Source organism: Rhizobium sp. IBUN, assembly GCF_000510625.1.
GTDB lineage: Bacteria > Pseudomonadota > Alphaproteobacteria > Rhizobiales > Rhizobiaceae > Rhizobium > Rhizobium altiplani.
Genome location: NZ_AZNV01000014.1, coordinates 63,566 through 87,131 on the forward strand (window position 1 = coordinate 63,566; position 23,566 = coordinate 87,131).

Below are 23,566 nucleotides of genomic sequence, written 5' to 3' on the forward strand. Positions count from 1 at the left end.
GAAGCCGATTTGTCGGACGATAACCGGGAGGATGATGGCAAGGCTGAGAAGTCGAGCCCGTTGGGCAGATCGTCGCCCGGGAGCGAAGGGGGCGCCGGCCCGCCGCCGAAAGCAGTACTCGCGCCGGGCCGGATCGGACGCAAGATTGTAGGTCAAGGCAAACGCAGAGAGGCCCTCAGGAAGTGGAAGAAAGACAAGGACTAGCCAGATAGGCTCCCGGCAAGAAGCGCCGCCTCAACATGGTGCTTCCGGCGTCTTTACGTCTTAGGGTTTGGCTCCCGAATGACCGGTTTTCCAGGAAGTCGACCGCCGCCAGCCCTTTACCTGCGACCCTTCCCGAGACAGGATTAATCTCGGCCTTAGCCATATCCGGCGTTTGCAGCGGCATGTTGCCTAACTGGACGGCGGCGCTCATAAGGGCTTCGATGTGATTAGGCATGGCTGCTGTGGCGGCGATTTTTTGGGACCGATGCATCGGGTCGGTGGCAATGTGGCAGCGACATCGAGCGCGCTACGCCGATCGCCCGGCGGATGGTCGGTGCCTATGGGCTTGGAAAGACACCGACATTCCTCGGCACTCCGAGAAAGCTCGGGGATGACCCGCTGCCCGAAAGGATCGAAGCGGAAGTATCAGATATCGTGGCGGAACAGTGGGAGCCGGTGCTTGCGATGCTCAAGAAAGAACATAACCGTGTGTATGCCCTCGCTGTCGAACCTTAAGGATCGAGTGGGACGGTATCGCAACCAGGAGTTATTCCGGGCCGAGATATCAAGGGTTCGAATGTGAGTCCTTGCCGTTTGCGGGAAGCGACCCTACGCGCACCAGCGACGGATCTCAGCCTGCGATTTGATCAAGCGCGGTGGCCTGAAGTTCGGGCATTTTTGCTGCCTTTACCATCTCCCACAGCCGTGCGACCCGGCCTGTTTCCGAGCTCGTCGTCGTTACAAAAAAGCGATCTCGAGCACGAGAAGCTGCCACGAAGAAGGCCAAGGCTTCCTCATCCATGTCCGCGCTTGAGAAAAATCCGTCGTTCTGAAGATGAAGAAAGAATACTGTATGCGCCTCTAGCCCCTTGCTCTTATGAACAGTCATGAGCTTTACTTGATTTCTGCCCTGGAACTGCGTGATCGCCTCCTGCCAAGTCTCTGCCGACTCTGCACACTCCTGGAGAAACTTGATGGTTGCGGAGTGTATGGCGGCGAACCTAGCCGGATTTGAATAATCTGGCGCCAGTTGTGAAAGCGTAGTCGACCCGAGGGAATCGAAGATGGCCGTTGCAACGCTCTCGGCCGTGGTGCCTGACGGAGCGTTGGCCGTAGCGGCTCTAGCGAGCTTCACCGCCTCTCTGATCTTCTGCTCCACCTTTAGTTCGGCAGCCGGCCTGTCGTCCTGGTTACCAAAGATCGGACCGATCATGTTGCGTAGCCTATGGAACGGGGCGCCATTCCGGTCATCGATTGCCATCTGGAGCGCACAGATCACAACGTCTGGTAGCGGCTCAGTCATCAGTTCCTGGATCTGAATTTCTCCCAGGGATCGCGCTTCGTTGCGAAGCGTGAGGCCCTGTTCGACAAAGGCGAACGCAAGTTTTTCCTCCAGCTTGTCTGCTCTTTGCCGCGCCAGAAGCATGAAGTCCTCAGGTTTGTACCGGCCGGAACCGACCGCCGCCGCGATGGACTTGGCGAGAGCAGTGGCCTCTTCCCTGGCGTTCGGGAAATGAATCACGCCATCTGTGAGGCGTGGAGCGTCAGCTTCACCGCGTGCAGAAGCTACCGGGACCGCGTCAGGTTCTATGTCCGTTGCCATCGCATTTACGATCGCAACAATCCTGGGATTGGACCTGAAGTTTGCGGTCAGAGCGATGACATCCGCGCTAAAATCTTGTGCAAATTCCTGGAAGATGCCGGATCGGGCTCCTGCAAAAGTCATGATTCGCTGCTTGCTGTCACCGACGGCCGTGATCACCGCGTCAGATCCCAGGAAAGCTTGCTTCAGCAACGCATACTGCAGTCCGGTCGTGTCCTGGAATTCGTCGAGAAACAAATGAGAATAGGTCATACGCAGTGCAGACTGCACGTTAGGATTATGAGCCAGGATCGTCATTGCCAGGGTGGAAATCATTCCGAACGTTAGCTGGTGGGCTCGGTCCTTTCTCAGACACGTCGCCCAGTAATGAAGCCCCGCTTGATTAGTGAAATCATCTTTCTTGGGATCGAGCGGCAGCGGCCCCGGTTCGGCGGTTAGTGTCGCGTGACCACGCTCGAGTCCCGTTGCGCTTATTGAGATATTGGCATCTCGTCGAAGGCGGCCAGCGAAATCATTCCAGTCCTGCCAACGTGGCATTATTACTTCATAGTTCCGCTCCGGCCGGCACCATTCCGGAAGCGCCGAACGGAATCTATCGACGATGCTCTTGGCAAAGGCGTCGAAGGTGTAGCTCTCCAGACGCAGTCCAAGATCTTCACCCGCCCGTGCAGTCACGCGGTCTTTCAGGTTTTTTGCGGCATCACGCTTGAAGCTGATCGCGAGAATCCTGCGGGGTGCCTTGCAGGTGTTCGTTTCGAGGAGATAGCTGGCGCGTTGTGCCAGAAGCTCAGTCTTTCCCGCACCGGGACCTGCAACAATGGCTGCGCTTTTGTCGCTCTTAACAACGTCCAGGGCTGCAGCGTCTAGGTTGATACCACTTCCCGGATGCCATCGGGCTCGCTCGATAATCGACACTAGAAATCTCCCCGGATGTATGGAGAAAGCAGATCTTGGCAACGTCCAAACATGGCCACAAGCGGCTCGGGGCAACCGGCTTTCATCTTATCACTAGAGATATTCGATAGAGCTTCGACGTGGGAGACCGGCTTACTGTTCGACTTGAACAAGGCGTCATACTGCGCCAGTTCTAAGGCAGAGAAGCGATCCGCGGCCTGATAGGCGTCCAGGCCAGAACCATCTTTGCCGAAAACGGATTTCTTGTAGCTGTCGGCGTCATCCGGCGTATCAATCGACGCCACCTTGCCATAGCTGTCCGGGTAAGATTTGACCATCATCATGTCTAGGTCGAGTTGGCTCGAGTAGAAGACATTGTTGAAGCGAAGCCATGACATCCAGAAACCAACATCGATCCCTGTAAGAGAGTCCCATTCCCCAGCTTTTCGGGGGCGAGGAAGTGGCGGTGCATTCACACCGATCTTCTCAAGCTGGTCTGCCGCGTATTTCAATCGCCTCGGCCCAGCACCTGAGCGCCCGAGATCGTAATCGAGAAGGGTTACATAAGGGATCTTTAGACCGTCGAGCAAACGCCAGAAATGATTGACATGTCTGCCTCCCAGTGGAACGAAGGCAACAAAAGCTGGATCCAGATCCATCTCGGCATCGAGTGATCGTGCGAGTCGTGGCAGCACAATTTCTTCAGAGCGCCCTTCGCCCAGTATCACCAAGCGGGCAAAATAGAGCTCGGGATGGCTCGCAACCGCTTCCTGGATGAATTTTCTGGCGTCAGATTCGGATTCAGGCAAAGGAATCTCCTTCACGCGAGACGTAAGCGTGATTGGATCCTGACGTACATAGCGCACCTGGTTGGGATCCACCCTACGCAAAGCGCTGGCTGAATGCGTCGTAAGAATCGCCATGACGGATTCGCTCTGTGCCTGCTCCCGCATCAGGTTGACCATCCCCGAGAGGTAGAAAGGTGCCAAGTGGTTTTCAGGTTCCTCAAGCGCAATAACCGTGAGCCAGGGACGCGCGACTTCAACGGCGAGGAATCCTTCTGGCTGCGTGCGGGCAAGTTCCTCATCAAGCTTGAAAAGTGTCACAACGATCGCGATGTAGAACAGTGATGCTTGCCCCTCGCTGAGTTCTTGCACAGACCTGTGTCGCCCACCAGGTCCCGGTCCGAGCGTTAATGAAAGCTCGCGAAGCGCTCGCTGAAGCTCCCGAGCGAGGACAGTTAAGCGGGGAGATCGAAGGTGACGACCTTCAAAAAGCCGGCCCCAGTTTATTGAAAGTTCTTCGCTGATTTTTTTGATGGCGGGCATGGCGTCAAACATGTTCTGCATGGTTTCCCACTGCTTGGCCATCGACGCTCGGCCGCCTTCCCAGTCCCCATGACGTTCAAGCCAGTTGAGCATTTCTCGAAGAGCGAGCTTCAGTATCGCATTGCTGTCTCGTGTCGCGGGAAGATATCGGATCTGGAAGCGCCGGCGGTCGTTAGCAGAGAAGGGAAGCTTGGCAATGTCGCGTTCTCCGAACGGCACGTCATCCAGGCTGGTGATCCAGAACATTTGCGAGCTGATATCGTCCTCGTCTATGCCGTAGATCCAACTCGCCTCCAATCGAATCCTTGCTTTGAGAGGTTGGCCGGGGCCGGATGATGACATCGCCCGAAAGATTTCGGGCACTGAATCCGCCTTGTCCTCATCAATTCCATCGCTCAGTTCGGGAAATGCCAGTATGACTTCGATCTCAACCTCTCTCTTGTCGACAGATCGAATCTGATGATCAGGCATGACAGCCTCGCCCGACCGGTCGTCAAGCTCGTGTTCCGAGCTTGCATTGGCCTCCTCGACCGTACCAGGTGTTTCATCTGGGCCGAAATGGACGTCCTCACGCGTTAAACGGCGGTCTTCCGCACGGGTTGCAAACAGCTTCTGTAGGGCGGCAATTATCGCCGTCTTTCCGGCCCCGTTTGCGCCGACTACCGCGGTGAGTGCAGGATCGAATGAAATGGTCTGCGCTTCATCTCCGAAGCAACGGAAATTCCGGAGCCTCAAACTCTCAATATGCATACGACCCTCAGCGAACTCAGTTGACGTCAGTGATTCTATACAACCAGTTGAGCGTTCAGCGATGGCACGTAATGTCGTCGTATGCAATTGAGGGGTGAGTTGACGGATAATTCACCTTCATGTCCAGGACCAGGAGGAGCGGACGAAAATCAATAGGAGTGCCGCAACGCGCAAGGCGAACTGGGCAGCTATGGTCAGCCGCTACCGGCGTTTTCAAAGAATATCGAATATGGTGGATCTTACCGCCGGGGCTTGGAACGGTGTTGGCTGTTCAGCGACAAGATCGAATATGCGGGAACTGTCTAGCATCTGTGGGCCTCGAAAGAATTGGCCGGTATTAGCCCGCGAAGCGTGTTTTCGACATCTTTCGCGGTCTCGCGTCATGCCTTTGGCGCGCCTTTCTATCGAACTTGCTTGGGCTCCGACTGATTTTCTAATCGCTATTTTCCATTGTTGGTTGGTGTCTGGCCGCGCCGCTCCTGCTGAAGGTATGCGCTTGGTACCACCCGGAAAATGACTCTGGTGCGATTGTAATTGTTGATCGTAGTCGTCGAAGTGCTGGTCGTGGTGGTTGTGCCATCGTTTGCTTCGCCGGCAATTTCGGCGGCCGACCGAGCAAGGCCAAGGAAGTTCTGGATCCTGCTGATCCCAGCGTTATGCTTTGCAATATCAGCGGATTCTTTTTGGAGTTCGGAAGCGATCTCTTGCGCTTTCCTAGTTGAAGCCTCCGCCTCTGCATGTGGTGATCCATGGAACCTTAAGGATCGAGAGGGACCGCATCGCAGCCAAGGGTTAGTCCGGGTTGCGATCTCAAGGATTCGAATGCGAATCTCTGCTATTCCCGAAAGGCGACCACTAATCGAAAGCCCGCCCGGCGATGTCCGCCAGACACCCAAGACGAGATCTGTTAGGCAGCCCCGTTAGTACTGGCCGGCATTCGGAATCCTTCCGAGACCTCAAACGTGGCGTTGAGGCGCAGTATCGGGTGGCGACTGGACAGTAGCCAAACGGACCAACGGAACATCGGATTGGTGTTCGAGCGGCATATGCGCGTCATCAACGTGACCGTTCAGCGCCTCAGCGCCGCCTTCAATTAGTAAAGTTGAATATTGCAGTATTTTCATGTATTTTAGGTTGCAAGTGTTTCACCGCCGCATGTAATGATCAAGGGGGCGATCCATGCGTGTGCAAATAGCAGCCATATTATTCCTTTATGCAGGCGTGGCTCACGCTCAGTTCGTAACTGCTATCACGGGGTCTCTCTTGATCGACAGGGCGGGAGACGAGGTTCGTGACTCAATCGACCACGCGAAGGAAGCCGGAGTTGCGTTGCTTGACCACGCAAACGAGCTTGGCAGGCAACGCCTCAATCAAATCGACGAAATCATCAATCGCACTGGCAATGCGCTGATTGGGAAATCCGAGGCTGCCGCCCTATCGATCCTTGCGCAGGCGAAGCGTGACATCGATGCCGTTCGGGTGTCCGCGCTGAGCGACTTGAAAGCAGCAATCTGGGAAGCGGAATGTGCGGGCAAGCGGCTGACGCTTTCGGATTTGGACGAAGCTCTCGGCGGCTTGGGCGAGCTTCTTGGTACCCACCAAATCCGACTGTCACTTCCGATCAAAACTCCACAACCCTGGTACTGTACGCGATGGTGGTGCGATCAGCCTGACATTGTCGAAATCAAGGAGCCGTTCGGAGACACGTTCATAGAGGTCCGGAACAAGGTCGAAGATTCAATTTCCGCCGGAAACGTTACTGAAGTGACGCCAGCTCATAGGATAGTGGGTTCGTACGAATTCCTTAGCGCGTTCGCTTTGAAGACATCTTGTTTCTATCCTGGTAGCAGCGATGTCTGGAACCGAGAATATCTCAAGTATAGGGAAAGGGCGCATCAATGGCGTACTGCAGCAACTATCAGGGTCGAGTGATTGGAAGTGTAGTGGTTATGGGCCTCCTGTATCTGCCAAATTTCACGTTTGCGGCTGATTCCGAATGTGCCACTGTCAAGGATTGTGCCGAACAAATGGTTGCGGCGGCAGCTCGGCTAAAAGGAGAAAACGAGCAGCTCAGGAACCAGATCATCGAGCTTCAGGCCGCACTCGACAAACAAAAGACTGACTTGAACAAGGCGATCGATGACCAGATAACGGCGATCAAGACCAAGGATGTACCTGATCAGTACCTGCCTGCCGGCGACATCGGCAAGATGACGAAATACTGTGATAAGGGTAGCTACATGATCGGAATAACATTTGCTGATCAACCAGGCGGGGGACATGGTTCCATCTATGCAGTGCAGCCTGTCTGTCGAAAGATGTAAGTCGCCAATCCTGAACAAGCGGACACAATCGGTAAGTCATTCGCGGTGAGGTCATCGAGCCGAATTTGAAGTCCCTTCTCGAATATCGCGGCATCGCGGAGCGCGTTGGCACCGCCGACATCGACGCGCTCTGGCCGGCCAAGCGCAAGTTAGAAATTCGCTTAGCCGCTGACCCGATGCTACTCGCGGCCGGCAGCGCTACCGCGGCGCGCCTGCAAGGGTGACGACAGCGCGGTCTGACCAAATCGGGTTGTCGCTCATCCAGACAAACGTATCCGAGGCAATACCGCGCCTGAGCGAGAGCGCCATAGCCGCGACCGCCTTGTCTTTCGTCGTGCAGGCTGCCAAGAGCACCCCCCAATGCCCTTGTGCCCCAACGGGACGCCACAATGCAGTTTTCAGGTCAGCGTAGCGGGCCTCCACAAGCCGCGCGTAACGCTGCGCACCTTGCTCAGTCTTGTATGACGCTATGAAAGTCCAATACTTGAACCCTGACTCCACAGTACCGCACTGCAGGTATGAAGTTGCGTATTCTTCAGGAGACGATGTCTCAAACTCCGCCGCGGGAATGTTTGGGTTGGCGGCGTCTACGCAGAGCCGGTCCTCTCGAAGGATTTCGCCGGTGAAAGCGCTCTGGGTGGAGGGAAACGGGTTGAGCGGGCATTCCGGAAACGGGTAGAGCGGCCAGCTCAGATCTTTGCGATTGCGGGATGATCCCAGTATGCCTTCAGGAAAGAGTTTCAGGAACACCTTTTCCCGCAAATAGGGATCAACCCATATCCGCAGGCCCATTTGCCGGTTCTGCCAATAATCATGGCCATAGTTATACCGGCCAGGTCCAGACGCAGGATGCGCCTGATTTCTGGCGTAAGGTAGAGCGTGAGCCTGCCATTGATGATTTCCATCGATGCTGCGAACGGCCCCAAACAATGCGCTGAAACTGCCCGCATAGGGCGGGTACACCGGCGTCCCGTACCGCGGGGAATCATAAGCCACCCCAACCTTGTCCGCTATGAGCTGGTTAAGAGCATCCGGCTGCAGAAGTGACAGTTTGGCGAGCACAACAGCACTATTGAGCGCTGCAAAGGCCGCGGGGTCAAGCCGACTATTGGAAAGAGCCACATCAGCGTCGACTACGGATGCAACGTCGCTGAACCGGAGCAAGTTCTTTCCGGAAGTGTCGCCGTTATAGGCGCTATTCAACCTGTCCCGGTTCGCATTGCTCGGATCCGACAGTAGGTCTAGGAAGTCGCTTGTCGTCTTGTCAGTCAGAAAGCCGACAATTTCCAAGCCTGCTTTGCGCAGTTCGGGCTTGAGCTTCTCAACGACCTTCTTCTGCGCCGTACGGCTCGGGAAAACGAGCCACTGGAGTATCTCTGGCAAACCCGCGATAGCATCGTCAAACTTCTGGTTCAGCTCCTCGATGAAATTCTTGACGGCGCAGGTGGCCTCGCCAATCTCGATAGGCGCGGCCGTGTACACAGAGCCGTAGCACGAATACCAATCAGTATACTCGGACAGCGGGTTGCCCTGAGAAAGGAGCATTTTTATACCGGCGCGGTGACTGGCGTCGATATATTTAGCTGTAGCCTGGTCAATATCGCCGAGCCAGTTGTCGATCAGGAATGTTATGCCATTATATTTATCGATGACCTTCTTGATTTCATCGACGATAGCCGTGACCTTCTCGAGTTCGCTGGCAATGCGCTCTTGTATCTTTCTCAGTTCGTCGACGGCTTTGCGCGCGCCAGCGACGATCTTTTCCTGAGCCTCTTGCTCTGCTCTGGCTACATCGACAGCGGCTTGATATGTGCCTTGGGCTACCCCCTTAACCGCTTCCTCTTGCCTCTTCGTGAGGTCATCTATAGTGCGTTTCGTTCCATCGACATTCGCCTGCGCTATTTGTGCAGCCTCGTTGGCTGCTGCGACCTGAGCGTTGAGGCCGGAAATATCGCCCTCAAGCTTCGATATTTCGCCGTTCAGGTTTCCAACCGCTTCCTTGCATTTTTCGACGGCCGGAGGATATAGAAGGGCCTCGCAGGCAAGGTTACCAATTTTCCCGCGTAGATCGCTAATTTTTCCCTGCAGTTCTTTTACTTGGTTGGCAATATTCGCGGCTGTCTGGGCAGCAAAATTGACCGCATCCGCAGCAGCCTTGAGCTGCTCGGCAAGAAGTTTTTCCTGAAACGTCAGAAGTTCAGGATAGTCGTGAATTAGCCTGTTGGCCGCGTCCAGAGCGCCCAGAGCCGCATCTGTGGCGCTCTTCTTAACAGCGAGCAGCTTCTCCGCAGCGCTCAATGACGCCTCGGCGGCATCCAGCGCCGCTTTGCCCGTCGCCAGATCGATTTGTAATTTTGCCTGCTCCTTGAAGCGATCGGCACCAAACGTGGTGATGCTCTCAATCAGGTTTTGTGTCTCTTGCCTCGCAAGCCGGACGCCATTGCGGACTTCGTACATAGCCGTAAGGTGCGCGCCTGTTTGGTCCGCTTTAAAGTTCTGTGTTGCGACATCTTCGTCAAGGATGAGGGTATCGCGAAGAAATTCGGCAGGGGTTCCGAGCGACGCTTCGAGGTCAATCGTATTGCCTGCGGCATCCAAAGGCGCGGGCGTGAGGGACTCTATGTACTTCTCGAGCAGGAAGTGCCGCCGCTCCACGTCCCGCTCGCCGTCAGTGAGCAGGAAGATGTCGCCTGCCAACGCATTGACGTACGAATGCGCGAAGATATCGCCCGCCGCATGTGCGACGAAGCCGTAGGAGAATGCTATGTCGGTAGGAGAGGAGGCGCGGCCTACAAGTTTCCTCAGCCAATCATCGGTTTGCCATCCATTTGTGACGCCCGGATGGGTCGTCATCTGGCCGACTATTGGATCGGGAAAAACGTCCGGGCCGAGGTTACCCATCCGATACTGATTCGGATTTGAGCGCAGCGCATTGAGGATAGGGGGAGCAACCTCATAGGAATTACCCCCAAGCTCGACGCGACCGTCATCAAGTGCGTCGTTCAGCACTTGCTGGCCGATCCAGAAGTGTGTCTTGAGACTCCAGGCGGAAGCGGAGCTAGCGAAAGCAAGGCTGATTGCTATTCCGACTCCGGTTGCGAGTGTTATTGTACGGTGCATCGGGGGCGTCCTGAAACGAGGATAAGTCATACGACCGCGGCAACATGTGCAGTTCCGGACGCTAGTTGTGGAAAATATCAAATCAATTACTTGATCGCGCAGCTAGCGGTTGCGCGAGATTACATCAACGCAGCCCAACTTAGAAGGGTATACGACAACTATTTGAAGAACACGCTTTAGGAAGATTGCCCGTCAATGAAATGGACGGCCATCGTTCAGTCGTGACCACGTGGCGGTGAAGATGCCCTGGATGGCCATAGGTCGGATCGTCAAGTTCAGCTTCCTCGCGCCATTCTGCCGGGGCGCGGCACGACCACGGCTGCGGCGATGCCCCTGATTTTCTCGAGGCCGGACTGAAGCTCGTGATGCTGTTCGGTATGCGCGGAATCGTCCCAGACGAATGCCACTATACGGTCGAATCCTGTCACGGCGCTCAGGTAGAGCGAGGCGTCGGCCGCGACTTCGTCGATGACCTTGGCGAAGTCCGTCTGCGAACCGCCGCGCATGAACTTCACCTCGATGAGGGTGCGAAGCGATGGTACGGCGAGATCGACCCTCGGGCGCTTGTGCCCGACCGACGGGAGGTTTTCCTCGTCCTCGAGATCGGGGAAAATGGGCGCGAGTATTGTCCACAGCAAAGCCTGAACATGGTACTCGTTTTCGATATGCCACACGGCCACCTGAGATCGTGCCGTTCGCGGCTTTACTTCGAAAGGCCAATGCTTCATCGCCCGAGGAACTCCGCGCAATGCAAACAGCAGGTCCCCGAAGTCGGGCGAGGCGATCCTGACATGGGTGCTTCTTGCCATTACTCCGTCGAACGCGGCGATACGCACGGCCAGATGATCGAGTCCCAGCCCCGGCGCGGGGAGACGGGAAGCGATTTCCCAAGCGTTCCTCGCCATGCTGTGCGTCGTGTCTCCAATGCCGCGTAGCGAAAGCGCGAAAGCCAGATCCTGAGGGCCGGAACTCGGGAGCGGGACGTCGAGCGGGTATCTCGCTGCGGAAACGAATCCCAGGTTCCAGAAATCGTCTCCCACCTCCGCCGCCGATCTCGCGAGAAGTTCGGCCAACCATTTTCGGTCATTCATGTCTCTGGCGGCAAACGAGATGCCGAGGAGGGCGACGCCGTCTATTTCGACGCGAAGGGGGCGGCCTGGACTGAAAAATCGCCTGCCCGAAAACTGGATCAGCTCCGATTTCAGGCGGTTCTCCTGATCATCGGTTAGCGTGCCGCTAGCCTTCCCATAACCCAGCGCTGCTATCTGCTCCGGCAGCGTGTTTTGGGATAGACTTTCGGCAGCGGTTGCCACTTCTGTGGCCAAGCGCGCAGCATCACCGAGTATCCATCCGGCAAAAGCGCGCACATGGACGGCGGCGCGGCTGCTTTCCAGTCCGCGCTCAAGTTCTTGCCGTATGGTGCCGAGATCGATCATCGCTAGAGAAACCAAGGCTTATGGCCGATTGCTCCGAACGTCACCGCATCGGGATCCCAGTCCTTCACCGATGCCAATCCTGCCAGTCGTTGGGCGATGAGGTCTGAGTATCGGATCGTTATCGGGAACGGCTCGGGTGAAAGCATGCGCCATGAGTGGGCGGAGAAGGCGAACGCCTGTCGAGACAGATACGTCATGTCCTTGAAGGTTGACTTCGGATGGAGCTTGATCAAAGCGGGCCGGGGCATCCCGTCGGTTGCCTGCTTCAGTTCCGAAGCTCCCGCGAACACGACGAGGGACTCGTAGTCGCTGAGGCGGATGTGAAGCTGGCGGGCGGGGCCTAGAACACCCTTCCTGCCGCCGCGCGCGGGCATTCCCTTCTGACTGTGGTCGAAGACAACAAACGGATGATCCGGCGCGATGTGAAGATATGCGGCCGTGACGTCGCCCAGCCCGAGATCACCCGTGAGGGCGTCTATCGCCTCTACCTCCGAATCCTTGAAGGGCTTGAACGAGTGGAAGACTAGGCGAACCTTGTCCGTGCTTCGCCAATTGTCGTCGGCTCGGACGGTCGCGATAGTGCGCTTGAGGGTTTTTTGAAGCTCCTCGGGATATTGTTCGTATGAGACGGCCGCGGTTCGGTCGCTGAGGAGATAGCTGCCGTCGCTCGAGAACACCGTCGTGATACCAACGTGACGTGTTTGGGGACCGAGACGGCTCTCGGAACTGGTACTCGAGCCCAATCCTATGACCAGCTCGTGCGCTACCGTCTGGCTTGCTGCGAGCAGCCACGGTGTTCCACCCAGCTTCGCATAGGTCGCCAGACTGAGATGGTTCATCGAGAAAACGAGGTCGCTGTCGGGAAACGACATGGTTTCCAGCCTGACGCTTTGCACAGGTACGTTTCGCCTCAGAAAGATAGACTTGGTCGTGTAGTAGGGGTTTGACCCGTCCGCCAGAGACTTGAATTCCTCCTCGATCTGCACGATTGCCAGATCCCACTCAAATCCTTCGTCTCGGGCGCGGTCGAGCGCCTCGCGGCTTGCCTTCGCGTAGGATTCGTCGGAAGTTCCATCTGCTAGAAAGTAATGGACCGTAGGCTTGTTGAAGCGAAAGCGTTTTATGAAGCCGTCGCCGTACCGCGCGAAGTTCTTGCCTTGCTGCATGACCTTCGGCATGCCGTCCAGAAACTTTGCAATGAATTCGTCCACGCGGCCTTCGAGCTGGGATTGGCATACGACCGCAATCTTCAAGCTCTTCGGAGAGAACACCTTCTCATCGTACGGCCCATGCGTCTTCAGCCCGCGCTCTGCCCAATCATCCTTCCTGCTGCCGCTCGGATCGAACAGCAGAGATGGCTTCTCGATCAGTTCCTGGACGGGGAACAGTTTTCCGCTGGAGTCAAGGAGCGGGTGGACGACGAAGTGGGATCCCGGAGCTGCTGCGGGCTTTTTGTCCCGGATATACTGAGTGATCTCCATGATGTGCCGAAGCTTGCCCGGACCGGACGCAAGGTCCTGCGAGGCCCGGTGTGATTTTTCCAGCACGGGCTCTGCTTCACGTCCCAGTACTTTCCGGACGCAGGCCTCGAATGTCTCTGTGCGCGGCTCCAGGAAGGCTAGTTTTGCGGCCACCCGCTCGAACCCGAGTTCATGGTCATCAAGGATAAGCTCGCCGCCCTCGATGTCGCGGACACGACCAACCAGTTTCCGCTTCGGCATCATCCGATGATCAATCGCGGGGAGTTCGACCGAGACGTACTTGCCAACGATCGGCATCCCCGCGTCGATCAGAATGTCACACGTTGCAGTGATGAACGATTTCGCACGAACATCGCAGGCGAGTCCGTAAATCCTTCTGCCGTCGATGGAAATGTGCCGGGTGTGGATCTCCGTTACTGACACACGCTGCAGCCAGTCGGGAAGATTAGCATGCTCGATCAGCGGGATCCTGGCGCCGAGGAGCTTTAAAGGATTGTGCGAAAGGATCGGGCGCCTGCCCAGGAGCTGGATCAGCGACTCCTGCAGGAGCATGGGCCAGTATTGCTGGCTGCGCCTCAGATCGATGGTTTCCTGCACATTCCCCAGGGGCGAGCCTTCGGGAGTGATTGGAATGTCGACCATGCTGTCGACGCCGTCGCGCCGAAATAGGTGAGTTCCGCGAAAGTCCGAGCGGAGCTCTGCAAGCCGATCCTTGTCGTAGTTCTGTCGGCCAATAAGTATCTCGCAGCCGCCTTCAAGGGACACCGGTGCAAAGTTTATCGAAAGAGCCATTTATTCTGCCGAATGATACAGATTCGCTGGAATCAATTGTATCCACGCAACGTGTGCCCGCAATCGAAAGCGCCGGGTAATCCCCTGAGTTCGTCAGAGCGCCACTATCGGGGCGAGCTGTTTTAATGCGGCCGCTCAGCGAGATCGCAGTCGCCAGGTTTACTCGCCGAACAGTCAACCCAGAGGGACCCTTGCGTGCGGGGCGCTATTGGGCTTCCGAAGCGACAGGCGATTTCGAGATATTTCGCGGTGCCGGAGAATTCTCTTGGGGAGCGGCCTGGCGCGGAGTGGGGTGCCGCGCGGCCCGGACCGCGGCTTGTGGTGTCGACGGCGCCACCTGGGACCAGCCCCAGAAAGCAAACGATAACCAAAAACGGTTGTCGGCGTGGGCCAAAGCGGGCACCGTCCTTCAGATGGTAAGTTTCCAGCTTGGAGCCGTCAATTAAGGTCAGACCATTTACACCTTCTCAGCCACGACTCTCGATTGAATTTTCGTTGGCCATTTGAGATTACGCCGTTACTAAGAGTCGGATAGTTATGAAATTAAGGCGGGCACCCAAGGTGCTGCCCGCGGGGGGTGATTATGGCGCCATCGGTTGGGCAGTTTGTGCGCGTTCGTGCGCGCCGCTGGCTCGTGGAGAGTGCGTCGCCGAGCATCAACTTCCCCGTGGTTCGACTTGCCTGCGTCGACGACGATGCCGCAGGCGAGACGGTTGAAGTTCTCTGGGACGCCGAACTTGATGCCGAGGTGCTAGGCGACGAAGGCTGGGGGCAGATCGCCAAGCAAGGCACTGACGACCCGGCAACCTTTTCGGCTTACCTCAAGACGCTCCGATGGAACACCGCAACGTCGTCTGACCGGGATCTGTTTCAGGCACCTTTCCGTGCCGGAATCCATCTGGATGCCTTCCAGCTTCTGCCTCTGCGCAAGGCGCTAAAGCTTCCCCGCGTAAACCTCCTGATTGCCGACGACGTCGGTGCGGGCAAGACGATCGAAGCCGGCCTCGTCCTCCGCGAATTGCTGCTTCGTCACCGCATCGATTTTGTTCTGGTTGCCGCACCTGCTGGCACGGTGCGTCAGTGGCAGGATGAGTTGGAGACTAAGTTCGGCCTCTCGTTCACCATCGTCGACCGCGAGCATTTAAACACACTGCGGCGGGAACGCGGATACGGTGCCGAGCCCTGGTCAGCGGGCTCGCGATTCATTCTCTCGCATTCGCTGTTGACGGACGAAACCTATGTCGCCGGGCTACGCGATCTGCTCGGCGACTTCCGTCCGCGCTCGCTGCTTATTCTCGACGAGGCGCATCATGCGGCGCCCGCCAGTGGCATGAAGTATGCAATTGAAAGCCAGTTCACCCGCGTCGTCCGCGGTCTTGCAGACCGGTTCGAACACCGCCTGTTCCTGTCGGCCACCCCGCACAACGGGCATTCGAACTCCTTCTCGGCACTGCTTGAGATCCTTGACCCACAGCGTTTCACCCGCGGTGTGCCGGTCCGGCCGAAGGATCTGGATCCGGTCATGGTTCGACGACTGAAGTCGGACCTGCGCCATTTCGGCGAGCGCTTCCCGCTCCGCAAGGTTGAGCCCATCCGGATCGCCGATCTGCCGCAGAGCGCGCCCGAACTCGTGCTTGCTTCTATGCTGCGTGCCTATGCTGACGTGGTCCGGGCGAAGGCGGAGGGACTGCCGCCCCGGCAAGCCGGATACGTGCGACTGACGCTAGTCGGTCTGCAGCAGCGGCTCTTGTCCTCCATCGCGGCCTTCGCGCGGACGTTGGAGGTGCATCGCAAAGGACTGATGCGCGCGGCTGAAGGAGAAACGGCAAGCTTCGCGGCGAGTGCGCTTGGCCAAGCGGCCGAAATGGAGGAAGAGCCGCAGGACGAGGCTGCCGCGGAATTGCTGCTCGATCAGGACGAGAACGCGGCGGCCGAAGCGGCGGGCATGGCCACTGCTGCGGTCTCAGATCTCGCCCTAGTTGACGATATGCTGAAGATAGCCCGGCGGCATTCGCAAGAGCCGGATGCCCGTGTCATTCGTCTCGCCCAATGGATTCGCGAGAACATGGCTCATGGCGGGCGCTGGAACGACCGCCGTCTCATCCTCTTCACCGAGTACGAGGACACCCGGCGCTGGCTGGAGAAGCGTCTCCAAGAGGCGCTTGACGATCTCTTGCCGGACGATCGCATCGCGTGCTTCACCGGTGCAACTTCGACGGATAGGCGCGAGGAGCTGAAGCGCCGATTCAACGCCGATCCGACGGAAGACCCGCTGCGAATCCTTGTCTGCACCGATGCCGCCCGCGAGGGCATCAATCTGCAGATGCGTTGCCACGACCTAGTCCACGTCGATCTGCCTTGGAATCCTGCGCGGCTTGAGCAGCGCAATGGCCGTATCGACCGCAAGCTGCAGCCTTCTCCCGTCGTGCACTGCCGATATTTCGTCTACGAGCAGCGTGAAGAGGACGTCGTTCTGCAGGCGCTGGTTCGCAAGACAGAGAAGATCCACGACGAGCTAGGATCTGCTGGCCAGGTCATTGCCGAGCGTATCAACCGGCGGCTCATGCAGGATGGCATCCGCGGCGCCAGGGGGCTCGCCCGTGAGATCGACGGCGACGGCGAGACAACCGACGAGCAAACCCAGACGGCAGTCGAGGAGATGGACGATTCGGTCGTGGCGCGCCGAGCCCGCCAGGCTAAGGAGCTTGACGACCTCCGGTCCGCGCTGGAGGATTCGCGTGCGCGCGTCGGTGTTGATCCGAACGACCTCAAGGCGGTGATGTCGGTTGCCCTCACGCGCACGGGTTCATCGCTAGACGCTCACCGTGATGGCGCGGTCGGAGAGACCTCGACCTTCCGTCTCGACCCGTCGGAGCCGGCTTTCCAGACGGCGGGTTGGGCGGAAGCACTGGACGACCTGCGCATTCGCCGCCGCAAACGCGGTGAGACCCTGAAGGACTGGCGCCGCAATGCCCCGGTTCGCTCCTTTAGCTTCAAGCCCGCCATCACCCCGGCGGGCGTTGATGCTGAGGGCGTGGTTCAGGTGCACCTGGAGCATAGACTCGTCCGGCGCCTGCTGGCGCGCTTCCTGGCGCAAGGATTCGCATCTGGCTTGTCACGGGCGAGCGTGGTGATTGGTTCCGGCGCCCAGCCGCGGGTCGTGTTGATTGGCCGGCTGGCGCTGTACGGCCCGGGGGCTGCGCGCCTCCACGAGGAGATCATCCTGGTGACAGCGGCATGGACGGAAGCTGGGCGGGGCAGCAAACCGCTAAAGCCCTTCGGTCCGACGCGTGAGGCAGCGACCCTTGTTCAGCTCGAGGAAGCCTTCCGGGCTGCTCGCGTGCCCGCACCTCAGATCGTTGATCGCATCCGCCAGTACGCCGCACAAGATGCCGCCGACCTGGAACCGGAGTTGCTCGCACGCGCCGAGGAGGCCAAGGCAAATGCGGCGAGGGATCTCGCCAGGATCGCCGAGGCGGAGGCGACCTCGCTGAAGCGCCTGCTGGAGGACCAGCGCGCGCGCATATCCAAGGCCGACGCCGAGCCGGACGACAAGCAAATGAGCTTCCTACCCGAGATCGCAGAGGAGGTGGAGCAGCGGCGGCGCGATCGACGGCACTGGAAGGCGAAGCTCGACCGCCTCACGAGCGACATCGAGACGGGCCCTCGCCGCGTACGCGAGTCCTACAGCGTTGTAGCGGACCGGCTGGAGACGATAGGACTCGTCTACCTCTGGCCGGAGGGGAATTAAGCATGGCAGGATTCGATCCTAACGAGGAATGGCTTGGCCACGTGCAGCCGGTCGGGCTCGTCGTCGCCCCGGTGGTGCTGAAGGCCTATGAACTTGTTCCTGAACAGCAGACGCGCTCTGATACCGAGGCGATCAAGCCGCATTTGTCGCTAAGAGACTCCGGGCCAACACTTCTCGATCCTTGGGCCTTCTTTGCCGACATTCTCGGCTGGCGGCCGGGCCGGGTGGCGGGCAGCCCCGGCGGCGCGCCGATCCCCGACGATCTGGTTTTGCGAATTGAAGAAAGCGACATCGAGATCGCGCCGCACTGGGCGGTCGCCGATCCCGAGGGCGGCTGGCAGATGCTTGTGCGTGTCGAGGCGACGGGCGTCGACCCGGACGGACGCGGTGCGCTGGAGGGCTGGGAGGCGACGCCGCATCAGCGGCTGGAGCGCTTGTGCAAAGACCGAGGGGTCCGCACGGGAATCCTTGTGACCGACAGCGAACTGCGCCTGATCCATGCCCCGCGTGGCGAGACCAGCGGCTGGTTGCGATTCCCGCTACGCTCGCTCGGCGAGGTCGGCGGACGACCGATGCTCGGCGGCCTGAAGCTGCTTCTCTCCTCCTTCCGGCTGCACAACGATGCACCAGAGCGCCGCCTGCCGGCGCTGCTTCAGAAGAGCCGTGATGAACAGGCGGAGGTGTCGACCAAGCTTGCAGCGCAGGTGCTCGGCGCATTGCACGAGCTCATGCGCGGTATTCACGATGCCGACCGCGCGCGCATGGAACGGCTGGCCCGCGAGCGGGCCGAGCATGTTTATGATGGCCTGCTGACCGTGCTGCTGCGCCTGGTGTTCCTGCTGTATGCCGAGGATCGCGAACTCATTCCATCGCGCACAGACGCCGAGGCACGACGGCTCTACGACCAGGGCTACGGCGTGCGGACGTTACATGCGCGGCTAGTGGAGGATCGTGGTCGGCACGAGCTGACCATGCACCTGCGTCGTGGCGCCTGGTCGCGACTGCTCACGCTGTTCCGCCTCGTTCATCAAGGGGATCGCTCCGGGGACTGGATTCGCGGGCGCGGCGGCAAGTTGTTCGACCCCGACGCTTTTCCCTTCCTGCAGGGGCAGGACGAAACCAAGGATTCGCCGAGGCCAGCCGAGGTATCGGACGAGTGCGTGGCGAAGGTACTCGACCGCCTGCTGGTGCTTGGAGGGGACAAGCTATCTTACCGCACGCTCGATGTAGAGCAGATCGGCAGCGTCTACGAGACCGTGATGGGCTTCACGGTGGAAACGATGGACGGACCTGCGCTGGCTATCCGCGCGGGCAAGAATGACAAGACTCCTGTCTTCGTGAACCTGAAAAAGCTGCTCGCGGAGAAGCCAAACGACCGGACGAAATTCCTTAACAAGGAAGCGGACCGGGGCAAGGTGACGGACAAGGTCGGCAAGGGTCTCAAAGAGGCCGGCACGATCGAGGAGCTCGTCGCGGCACTCACGCCTATCGTCGATGAACGCGCCTCGCCGGGTGCTGCCGTCGCCGCTCCCGGAATGCCGCTCCTGCAGCCGACTGACGAGCGGCGGCGGACCGGCAGCCATTATACTCCGCGCTCCCTCACTGCCCCCATCGTACAACACGCGCTGGAGCCAGCCTTCGAGCGCATCGGTCCGGATGCAACACCGGACGATGTACTCTCACTCAAAATCTGCGACCCAGCCATGGGCTCGGGCGCATTCTTAGTGGAGGCCTGCCGGGCACTCGGCGACCGGCTGGTGATGGCCTGGGCGCGTTGGCCACAGACGCGGCCAATCATCCCACCGGACGAGGACGAGCCACTCCACGCTCGCCGTCTCGTGGCCCAGCATTGCCTCTACGGCGTCGATAGGAACCCACGCGCGGTCGACCTTGCCAAACTATCGCTGTGGCTGGCGACGCTAGCTCGCGACCATGAGTTCACCTTCGTCGACCATGCGCTGAAATGCGGCGACAGCCTCGTGGGCCTGACCAGAGACCAGATCGCTGCAACGCACTGGGACACGACGAAGCAACCGACCTTTGTAGGAAAGCTAGTGTCCGACCATTTGCAGGAAGCCGAACGGCTGCGTTTTGAGATCCAGAAGCGGGCGGAATCAGCGAGCGCCGCAGAACTTGGCGCGCAATTGCGAATCGTCGATGCGCGGCTCGACATGGCGAGACTTGTCGGCGATGGCGTGGTCGCTGCGTTCTTCTCAGCAGGGAAGGCGAAGCCTCGCACCGCCGCCCTGGTCGACTTCCATAAGACCGTACAGACTTACATCACGGCGTCGGACTGGTTTGACCGCATCGTGGCGCATTCACGCAGCCTGACCAACGGTGAAGGTGCACTTCAGCCGTTCCACTGGGAGGTGGAGTTTCCCGAAGTGTTCGATCCGCGGGCGCGCAGCGACAATCCAGGTTTTGACGCTGTTGTCGGCAATCCACCCTTCGCCGGCAAGAACACCATCATTGCTGGAAATCGCGATCACTATCTCGCCTGGCTGCAGACTCTTCACGCAGGCGCGCACGGCAATGCCGACCTGGTCGCGCATTTCTTCCTACGTGCCTTCCACATGTTAAGGAAAGGCGGGGTATTTGGACTCATCGCCACCAACACCATTGGCCAAGGCGACACACGCGCTTCGGGACTGACCAAGATCATCTCAGATGGAGGCGCCATCACGCGCGCGACTCGGCGACTAAAATGGCCAGGTGAGGCCGCCGTCGTGGTTTCCGTCGTGCATATCGTCAAAGACCAGGCGGTCTCGCCAGTGCTCGACAACCGAGCCGTGGGTCGAATCTCAGCCTACCTCGTTGAGGGTGATCTCGATACCTCGCCGGTCGCGCTTGCAGCAAATTCGGGCAAGGCATTCCAAGGCTCCATTGTCCTCGGAATGGGTTTCACCTTCGATGATGTTGCTGCCGCGAAAGGCGAGGCCGAGAGCTTGGAAACGATGCGAACTCTCATCGCAAGCGACCCGCGCAACGCTGAGCGGATCTTCCCGTATATTGGAGGCGAGGAGGTCAACAATTCCCCGGTTCAAGCTCACCACCGCTACGTGATTGATTTCGCCGATTTCCCCCTTCGTCGTGATTCGAGCTTAGAGTCCTGGTTCGCTTGGGGCGATGAGTCGAGGAAACAGGGCTTGAGGGACGGAGTTGTTCCTGGTGATTATCCTCATCCCGTAGCCGAGGACTGGCCCGATCTGCTAAAAATAGTCGAGCGTCTTGTTAAGCCCAATCGTGATACTGACGACCGTGAAGCTCGCCGCCTACGTTGGTGGCGATTCGGTGATCGTCAACCAGGTCTTTACAACGCTATAGAGCGTCTCGATCGAATTATGGCCATAAACTGCGGAGCTTGTCCGCAGTTTGGCTTTGTGTTCTTGAGGCCTGGTAGCGTCTACGCCAATACTATTGCGGCGCTTGCGTATCGCGAGTTCTCTCACTTCGCCGTCCTTCAATCCCGGATTCACGAGCTCTGGGCACGGTTCTTTTCGTCGACACTGGAAGATCGTCTTCGTTACGCGCCGTCTGACTGCTTTCGAAGCTTCCCGTTTCCCCAGAGCTTCGGAGCCACCCTCGAGGTCGCGGGTGAGGTTTATGACGCCTACCGTGCGCAACTGATGATCGCCTGCAACGAGGGACTGACGAAGACCTACAACCGCTTCCACGCCCACAGCGAAGACAGTGCAGACGTCGCACGCCTGCGCGCACTCCATCACGAGATGGATGTCGCTGTACTGCGTGCCTATGGCTGGGACGATCTGGCCGATCGCGCCGCGCCAGAGTTCATCGAGCAGGAGGCAGACGAAGGCAAGGTGCCTAAGACCCGGCTCGACTGGCCAGCCGAATTCAAAGACGAAGTGCTGGCGCGGTTGCTCGCGCTGAACGCTGAACGCGCTGCTGCGGAGCGCAAGGCAGGATTGGTTGCGGCGGATGAAGGAGAAGATGACGAGGCGGACGGCGGGGAGGATAAAGTTGCCTGACATCATTGTTTTTCATACGGCATGGATGGCTAAGTACGATGGAGACCGGGCCAGCTTGAGCGCTGGCGGCTTCAAATTCGCTGCCGAGAATGGCTACGGCCATGAGATGCTGAATTTCAGCAACATCGACGGCATGTGCTACGGCTACGTGCCGCCAACCGGCAATCTGCATCTCGAGAAGCACTTCGATGTACCCCGGCATGCCGGGAAGCTGGAGGGAGTAACAGTGGTGTGGACCGCGCCGCATCCCGAGCAGGGTGGCCGCGCCGTCACCGGCGTCTGGTATAACGCGACGGTCTTCCGCGAAGTCCAGCATCCTAAAGGCAAGCTTGCTCGCAAGCGCTTAATCGACGGCGAGGCCGCCAGCTATCTCTGCACCGCGAAGGCGGAAAACTGCGTACTCTTGGACCCTGATGCACGCCCAATTTTTGTCCGACCAGGCCAGCCGCGCAACGGTCAGTCCTGGCCGGGGCAGCAGAAAGTCTTCTACCCCAAATCGGGATCTCCCGCTCTCAAGCTCCTGAACAAGATCCTCAAAAACATCGATCTGGGAGAGACGTCGAAAGATGGACGCTCCGGCAGCAAGCCTAGTGCCAAGGGTTCGGGCTGGCAGGCAGACGTTGAAAGGCGTCGGAGGATTGAAGAGGCGGCTGTCCTGGCGGTTGGTTCGAAACTAGAACGCCTCGGTTTCACGATCAAATCCGTGGAAAAAGAAAACCTTGGTTATGACCTGGTCGCCACCAGGGACGAGGAGATCCTGCACATAGAAGTCAAAGGACGGTCCGGAAGCGACGTGAGCGCTGAACTGACCGTAAACGAGTTTGATTGCCTCAAGAACTACCAGAGTCAGCGCAGTCCCAGCGCGCACTACAGGATCGCGATTGTCACCGACGCCCTTAACAAGCCGATCATCAACGAGTTTGTAATGGTACGCGGGCAGAAGTCGCAGTGGTGTACGCTCGACGGCAGACTGCACTTAGACTTCGAGGAGCGCATGGCAGCAAGGCTGACAAGCGTTTCGAACCAGGAGGCGCCAGAATGAGCAAGGCCGAGACTATCCGGTCCACCAAGCTCGGTAAGAGGGAGCTTCGCCTCGTCCGAATGAACGGCCGCTACTTCGGTCTCGCCGATGGCATTCGCTGCGCAGAGGGAGAGAATGCCGACGACGTCTGGCGGCAGTTGCACGATGACGCGGGGAAGAACGACCCGAAATACTTCGGTTTCGACGGAGCCAGGAAGCGCTTCCTTACCTTCTTTCCGAATGGCTTCCATTCCGACGGATACGCATCGCAGGAGCGTGACTACAAGCTTGCCGCAAAGATTAAGCTCGACGACACAGCGCCGCTCGAAAAGGCGGTCGATGGGGCCGGCTTCGGTGAAGCGGTGCTTGCCGTGTTCCGGGCCACCAATATGCTGTCGCCGTTCGAAAAGACGCGGCTTCAGGACGTGCTGCGCGGTCCCCATGCCGACGATTTCGTCCAGGCCGCAGCTCGCTTCACGCTGGAGGGCAACAAGTCCCACCTGCTGGCGATGGAGCAGGCGCTCAAGCCGCACGACAACGCGAAATGGACTGTCGCGACATATCTGCCGTATCTATGGCGGCCCGATAGCCACATGTTCCTGAAGCCGGAAGCCACCAAGGATTTCGCGACCCGCGTCGGCCACCGCTTCGCCTCGGAATACGAAGCGCGGCTTAGCCTGCCGGTCTACGAGGGCCTACTCGACCTCGTTGCGAAGACGGAGCGGGAACTGGCCGACATGCGCCCGCGCGATAGGATCGACATCCAGAGCTTCATCTGGGTGGTGGGCGACTATCAGCAAGGACGGGAAGCCGTTTACGAATAGAACTGGGCGAACAGGTATCGCCGGACGCCGACGAAATCTGAGGGGGAAG

The 23,566-nt window shown here is 58.6% G+C and carries 11 protein-coding genes; 6 read left to right on the forward strand and 5 right to left on the reverse strand.

Features of this window, described 5'->3' with window-relative positions; genetic code table 11:
- Positions 1-835 precede the first annotated feature (835 nt).
- Together RHIBUN_RS0114940 and RHIBUN_RS0114945 are read right to left on the reverse strand one after the other, a co-directional pair.
- Positions 836-2,722: an ATP-dependent helicase gene (locus tag RHIBUN_RS0114940; RefSeq protein WP_025660134.1), complete on the reverse strand. Its 1,887-nt coding sequence runs from the start codon at positions 2,720-2,722 to the stop codon at positions 836-838.
- Positions 2,722-4,779, reverse strand: a complete 2,058-nt coding sequence (locus RHIBUN_RS0114945) for an AAA family ATPase (RefSeq protein ID WP_025660135.1) — start codon at positions 4,777-4,779, stop codon at positions 2,722-2,724. The genes RHIBUN_RS0114940 and RHIBUN_RS0114945 overlap by 1 nt, the downstream gene beginning before the upstream one ends.
- Positions 4,780-6,042: 1,263 nt before the next feature.
- Between RHIBUN_RS0114945 and RHIBUN_RS0114950 the strand changes: the two genes are divergently transcribed.
- Positions 6,043-6,711, forward strand: a complete 669-nt coding sequence (locus RHIBUN_RS0114950) for a hypothetical protein (protein ID WP_156932706.1) — start codon at positions 6,043-6,045, stop codon at positions 6,709-6,711.
- Between the two features lie 11 nt (positions 6,712-6,722).
- On the forward strand, positions 6,723-7,103 hold the full coding sequence (locus tag RHIBUN_RS0114955; protein WP_156932707.1) for a bZIP transcription factor: 381 nt from the start codon (positions 6,723-6,725) through the stop codon (positions 7,101-7,103).
- A gap of 198 nt (positions 7,104-7,301) precedes the next feature.
- Here RHIBUN_RS0114955 and RHIBUN_RS0114965 read toward each other — a convergent pair whose 3' ends face one another.
- From RHIBUN_RS0114965 to RHIBUN_RS0114975, 3 genes are all read right to left on the reverse strand, one after another.
- A complete protein-coding gene (locus tag RHIBUN_RS0114965) occupies positions 7,302-10,253 on the reverse strand; it encodes a zinc dependent phospholipase C family protein (RefSeq protein WP_156932708.1) in 2,952 nt (983 codons plus the stop codon).
- Positions 10,254-10,498: 245 nt separating this feature from the next.
- Entirely contained in the window at positions 10,499-11,674 is a 1,176-nt protein-coding gene (locus RHIBUN_RS34765; RefSeq protein WP_156932709.1) for a hypothetical protein, read from the reverse strand.
- On the reverse strand, positions 11,662-13,932 hold the full coding sequence (locus RHIBUN_RS0114975) for a hypothetical protein (RefSeq protein ID WP_025660140.1): 2,271 nt from the start codon (positions 13,930-13,932) through the stop codon (positions 11,662-11,664). Before RHIBUN_RS0114975 ends, RHIBUN_RS34765 begins: the two co-directional genes overlap by 13 nt.
- A 583-nt stretch (positions 13,933-14,515) precedes the next feature.
- On the opposite strand from RHIBUN_RS0114975, the gene drmD reads away from it, so the two are divergent.
- From drmD to RHIBUN_RS0115000, 4 genes are read left to right on the forward strand one after another with little or no spacing between them, the layout of a single operon-like run.
- Positions 14,516-17,683, forward strand: a complete 3,168-nt coding sequence (gene drmD / locus RHIBUN_RS0114985; RefSeq protein ID WP_025660142.1) for a DISARM system SNF2-like helicase DrmD — start codon at positions 14,516-14,518, stop codon at positions 17,681-17,683.
- A gap of 2 nt (positions 17,684-17,685) precedes the next feature.
- Positions 17,686-21,672 (forward strand): DNA methyltransferase, encoded by a 3,987-nt coding sequence (locus tag RHIBUN_RS0114990; RefSeq protein WP_025660143.1) that lies wholly within the window; start codon positions 17,686-17,688, stop codon positions 21,670-21,672.
- The gene (locus RHIBUN_RS34770; protein ID WP_025660144.1) at positions 21,665-22,714 is read left to right on the forward strand and encodes a DUF3883 domain-containing protein; all 1,050 of its coding nucleotides are present in this window, start codon (positions 21,665-21,667) and stop codon (positions 22,712-22,714) included. Before RHIBUN_RS0114990 ends, RHIBUN_RS34770 begins: the two co-directional genes overlap by 8 nt.
- Positions 22,711-23,517 carry a hypothetical protein gene (locus RHIBUN_RS0115000; RefSeq protein WP_025660145.1) on the forward strand — a complete coding sequence of 269 codons (807 nt, stop codon included), beginning with the start codon at positions 22,711-22,713 and terminating at the stop codon, positions 23,515-23,517. Before RHIBUN_RS34770 ends, RHIBUN_RS0115000 begins: the two co-directional genes overlap by 4 nt.
- Positions 23,518-23,566 lie beyond the last annotated feature (49 nt).

Bases quoted from the DNA above. Each gene is read 5' to 3' on its own strand.
- RHIBUN_RS0114945 (WP_025660135.1), bottom strand. From the start codon at position 4,779: ATGCATATTGAGAGTTTGAGGCTCCGGAATTTCCGTTGCTTCGGAGAT.
- RHIBUN_RS0114965 (WP_156932708.1), bottom strand. From the start codon at position 10,253: ATGACTTATCCTCGTTTCAGGACGCCCCCGATGCACCGTACAATAACA.
- RHIBUN_RS0114975 (WP_025660140.1), bottom strand. From the start codon at position 13,932: ATGGCTCTTTCGATAAACTTTGCACCGGTGTCCCTTGAAGGCGGCTGC.
- drmD (WP_025660142.1), top strand. From the start codon at position 14,516: ATGGCGCCATCGGTTGGGCAGTTTGTGCGCGTTCGTGCGCGCCGCTGG.
- RHIBUN_RS0114990 (WP_025660143.1), top strand. From the start codon at position 17,686: ATGGCAGGATTCGATCCTAACGAGGAATGGCTTGGCCACGTGCAGCCG.
- RHIBUN_RS0115000 (WP_025660145.1), top strand. From the start codon at position 22,711: ATGAGCAAGGCCGAGACTATCCGGTCCACCAAGCTCGGTAAGAGGGAG.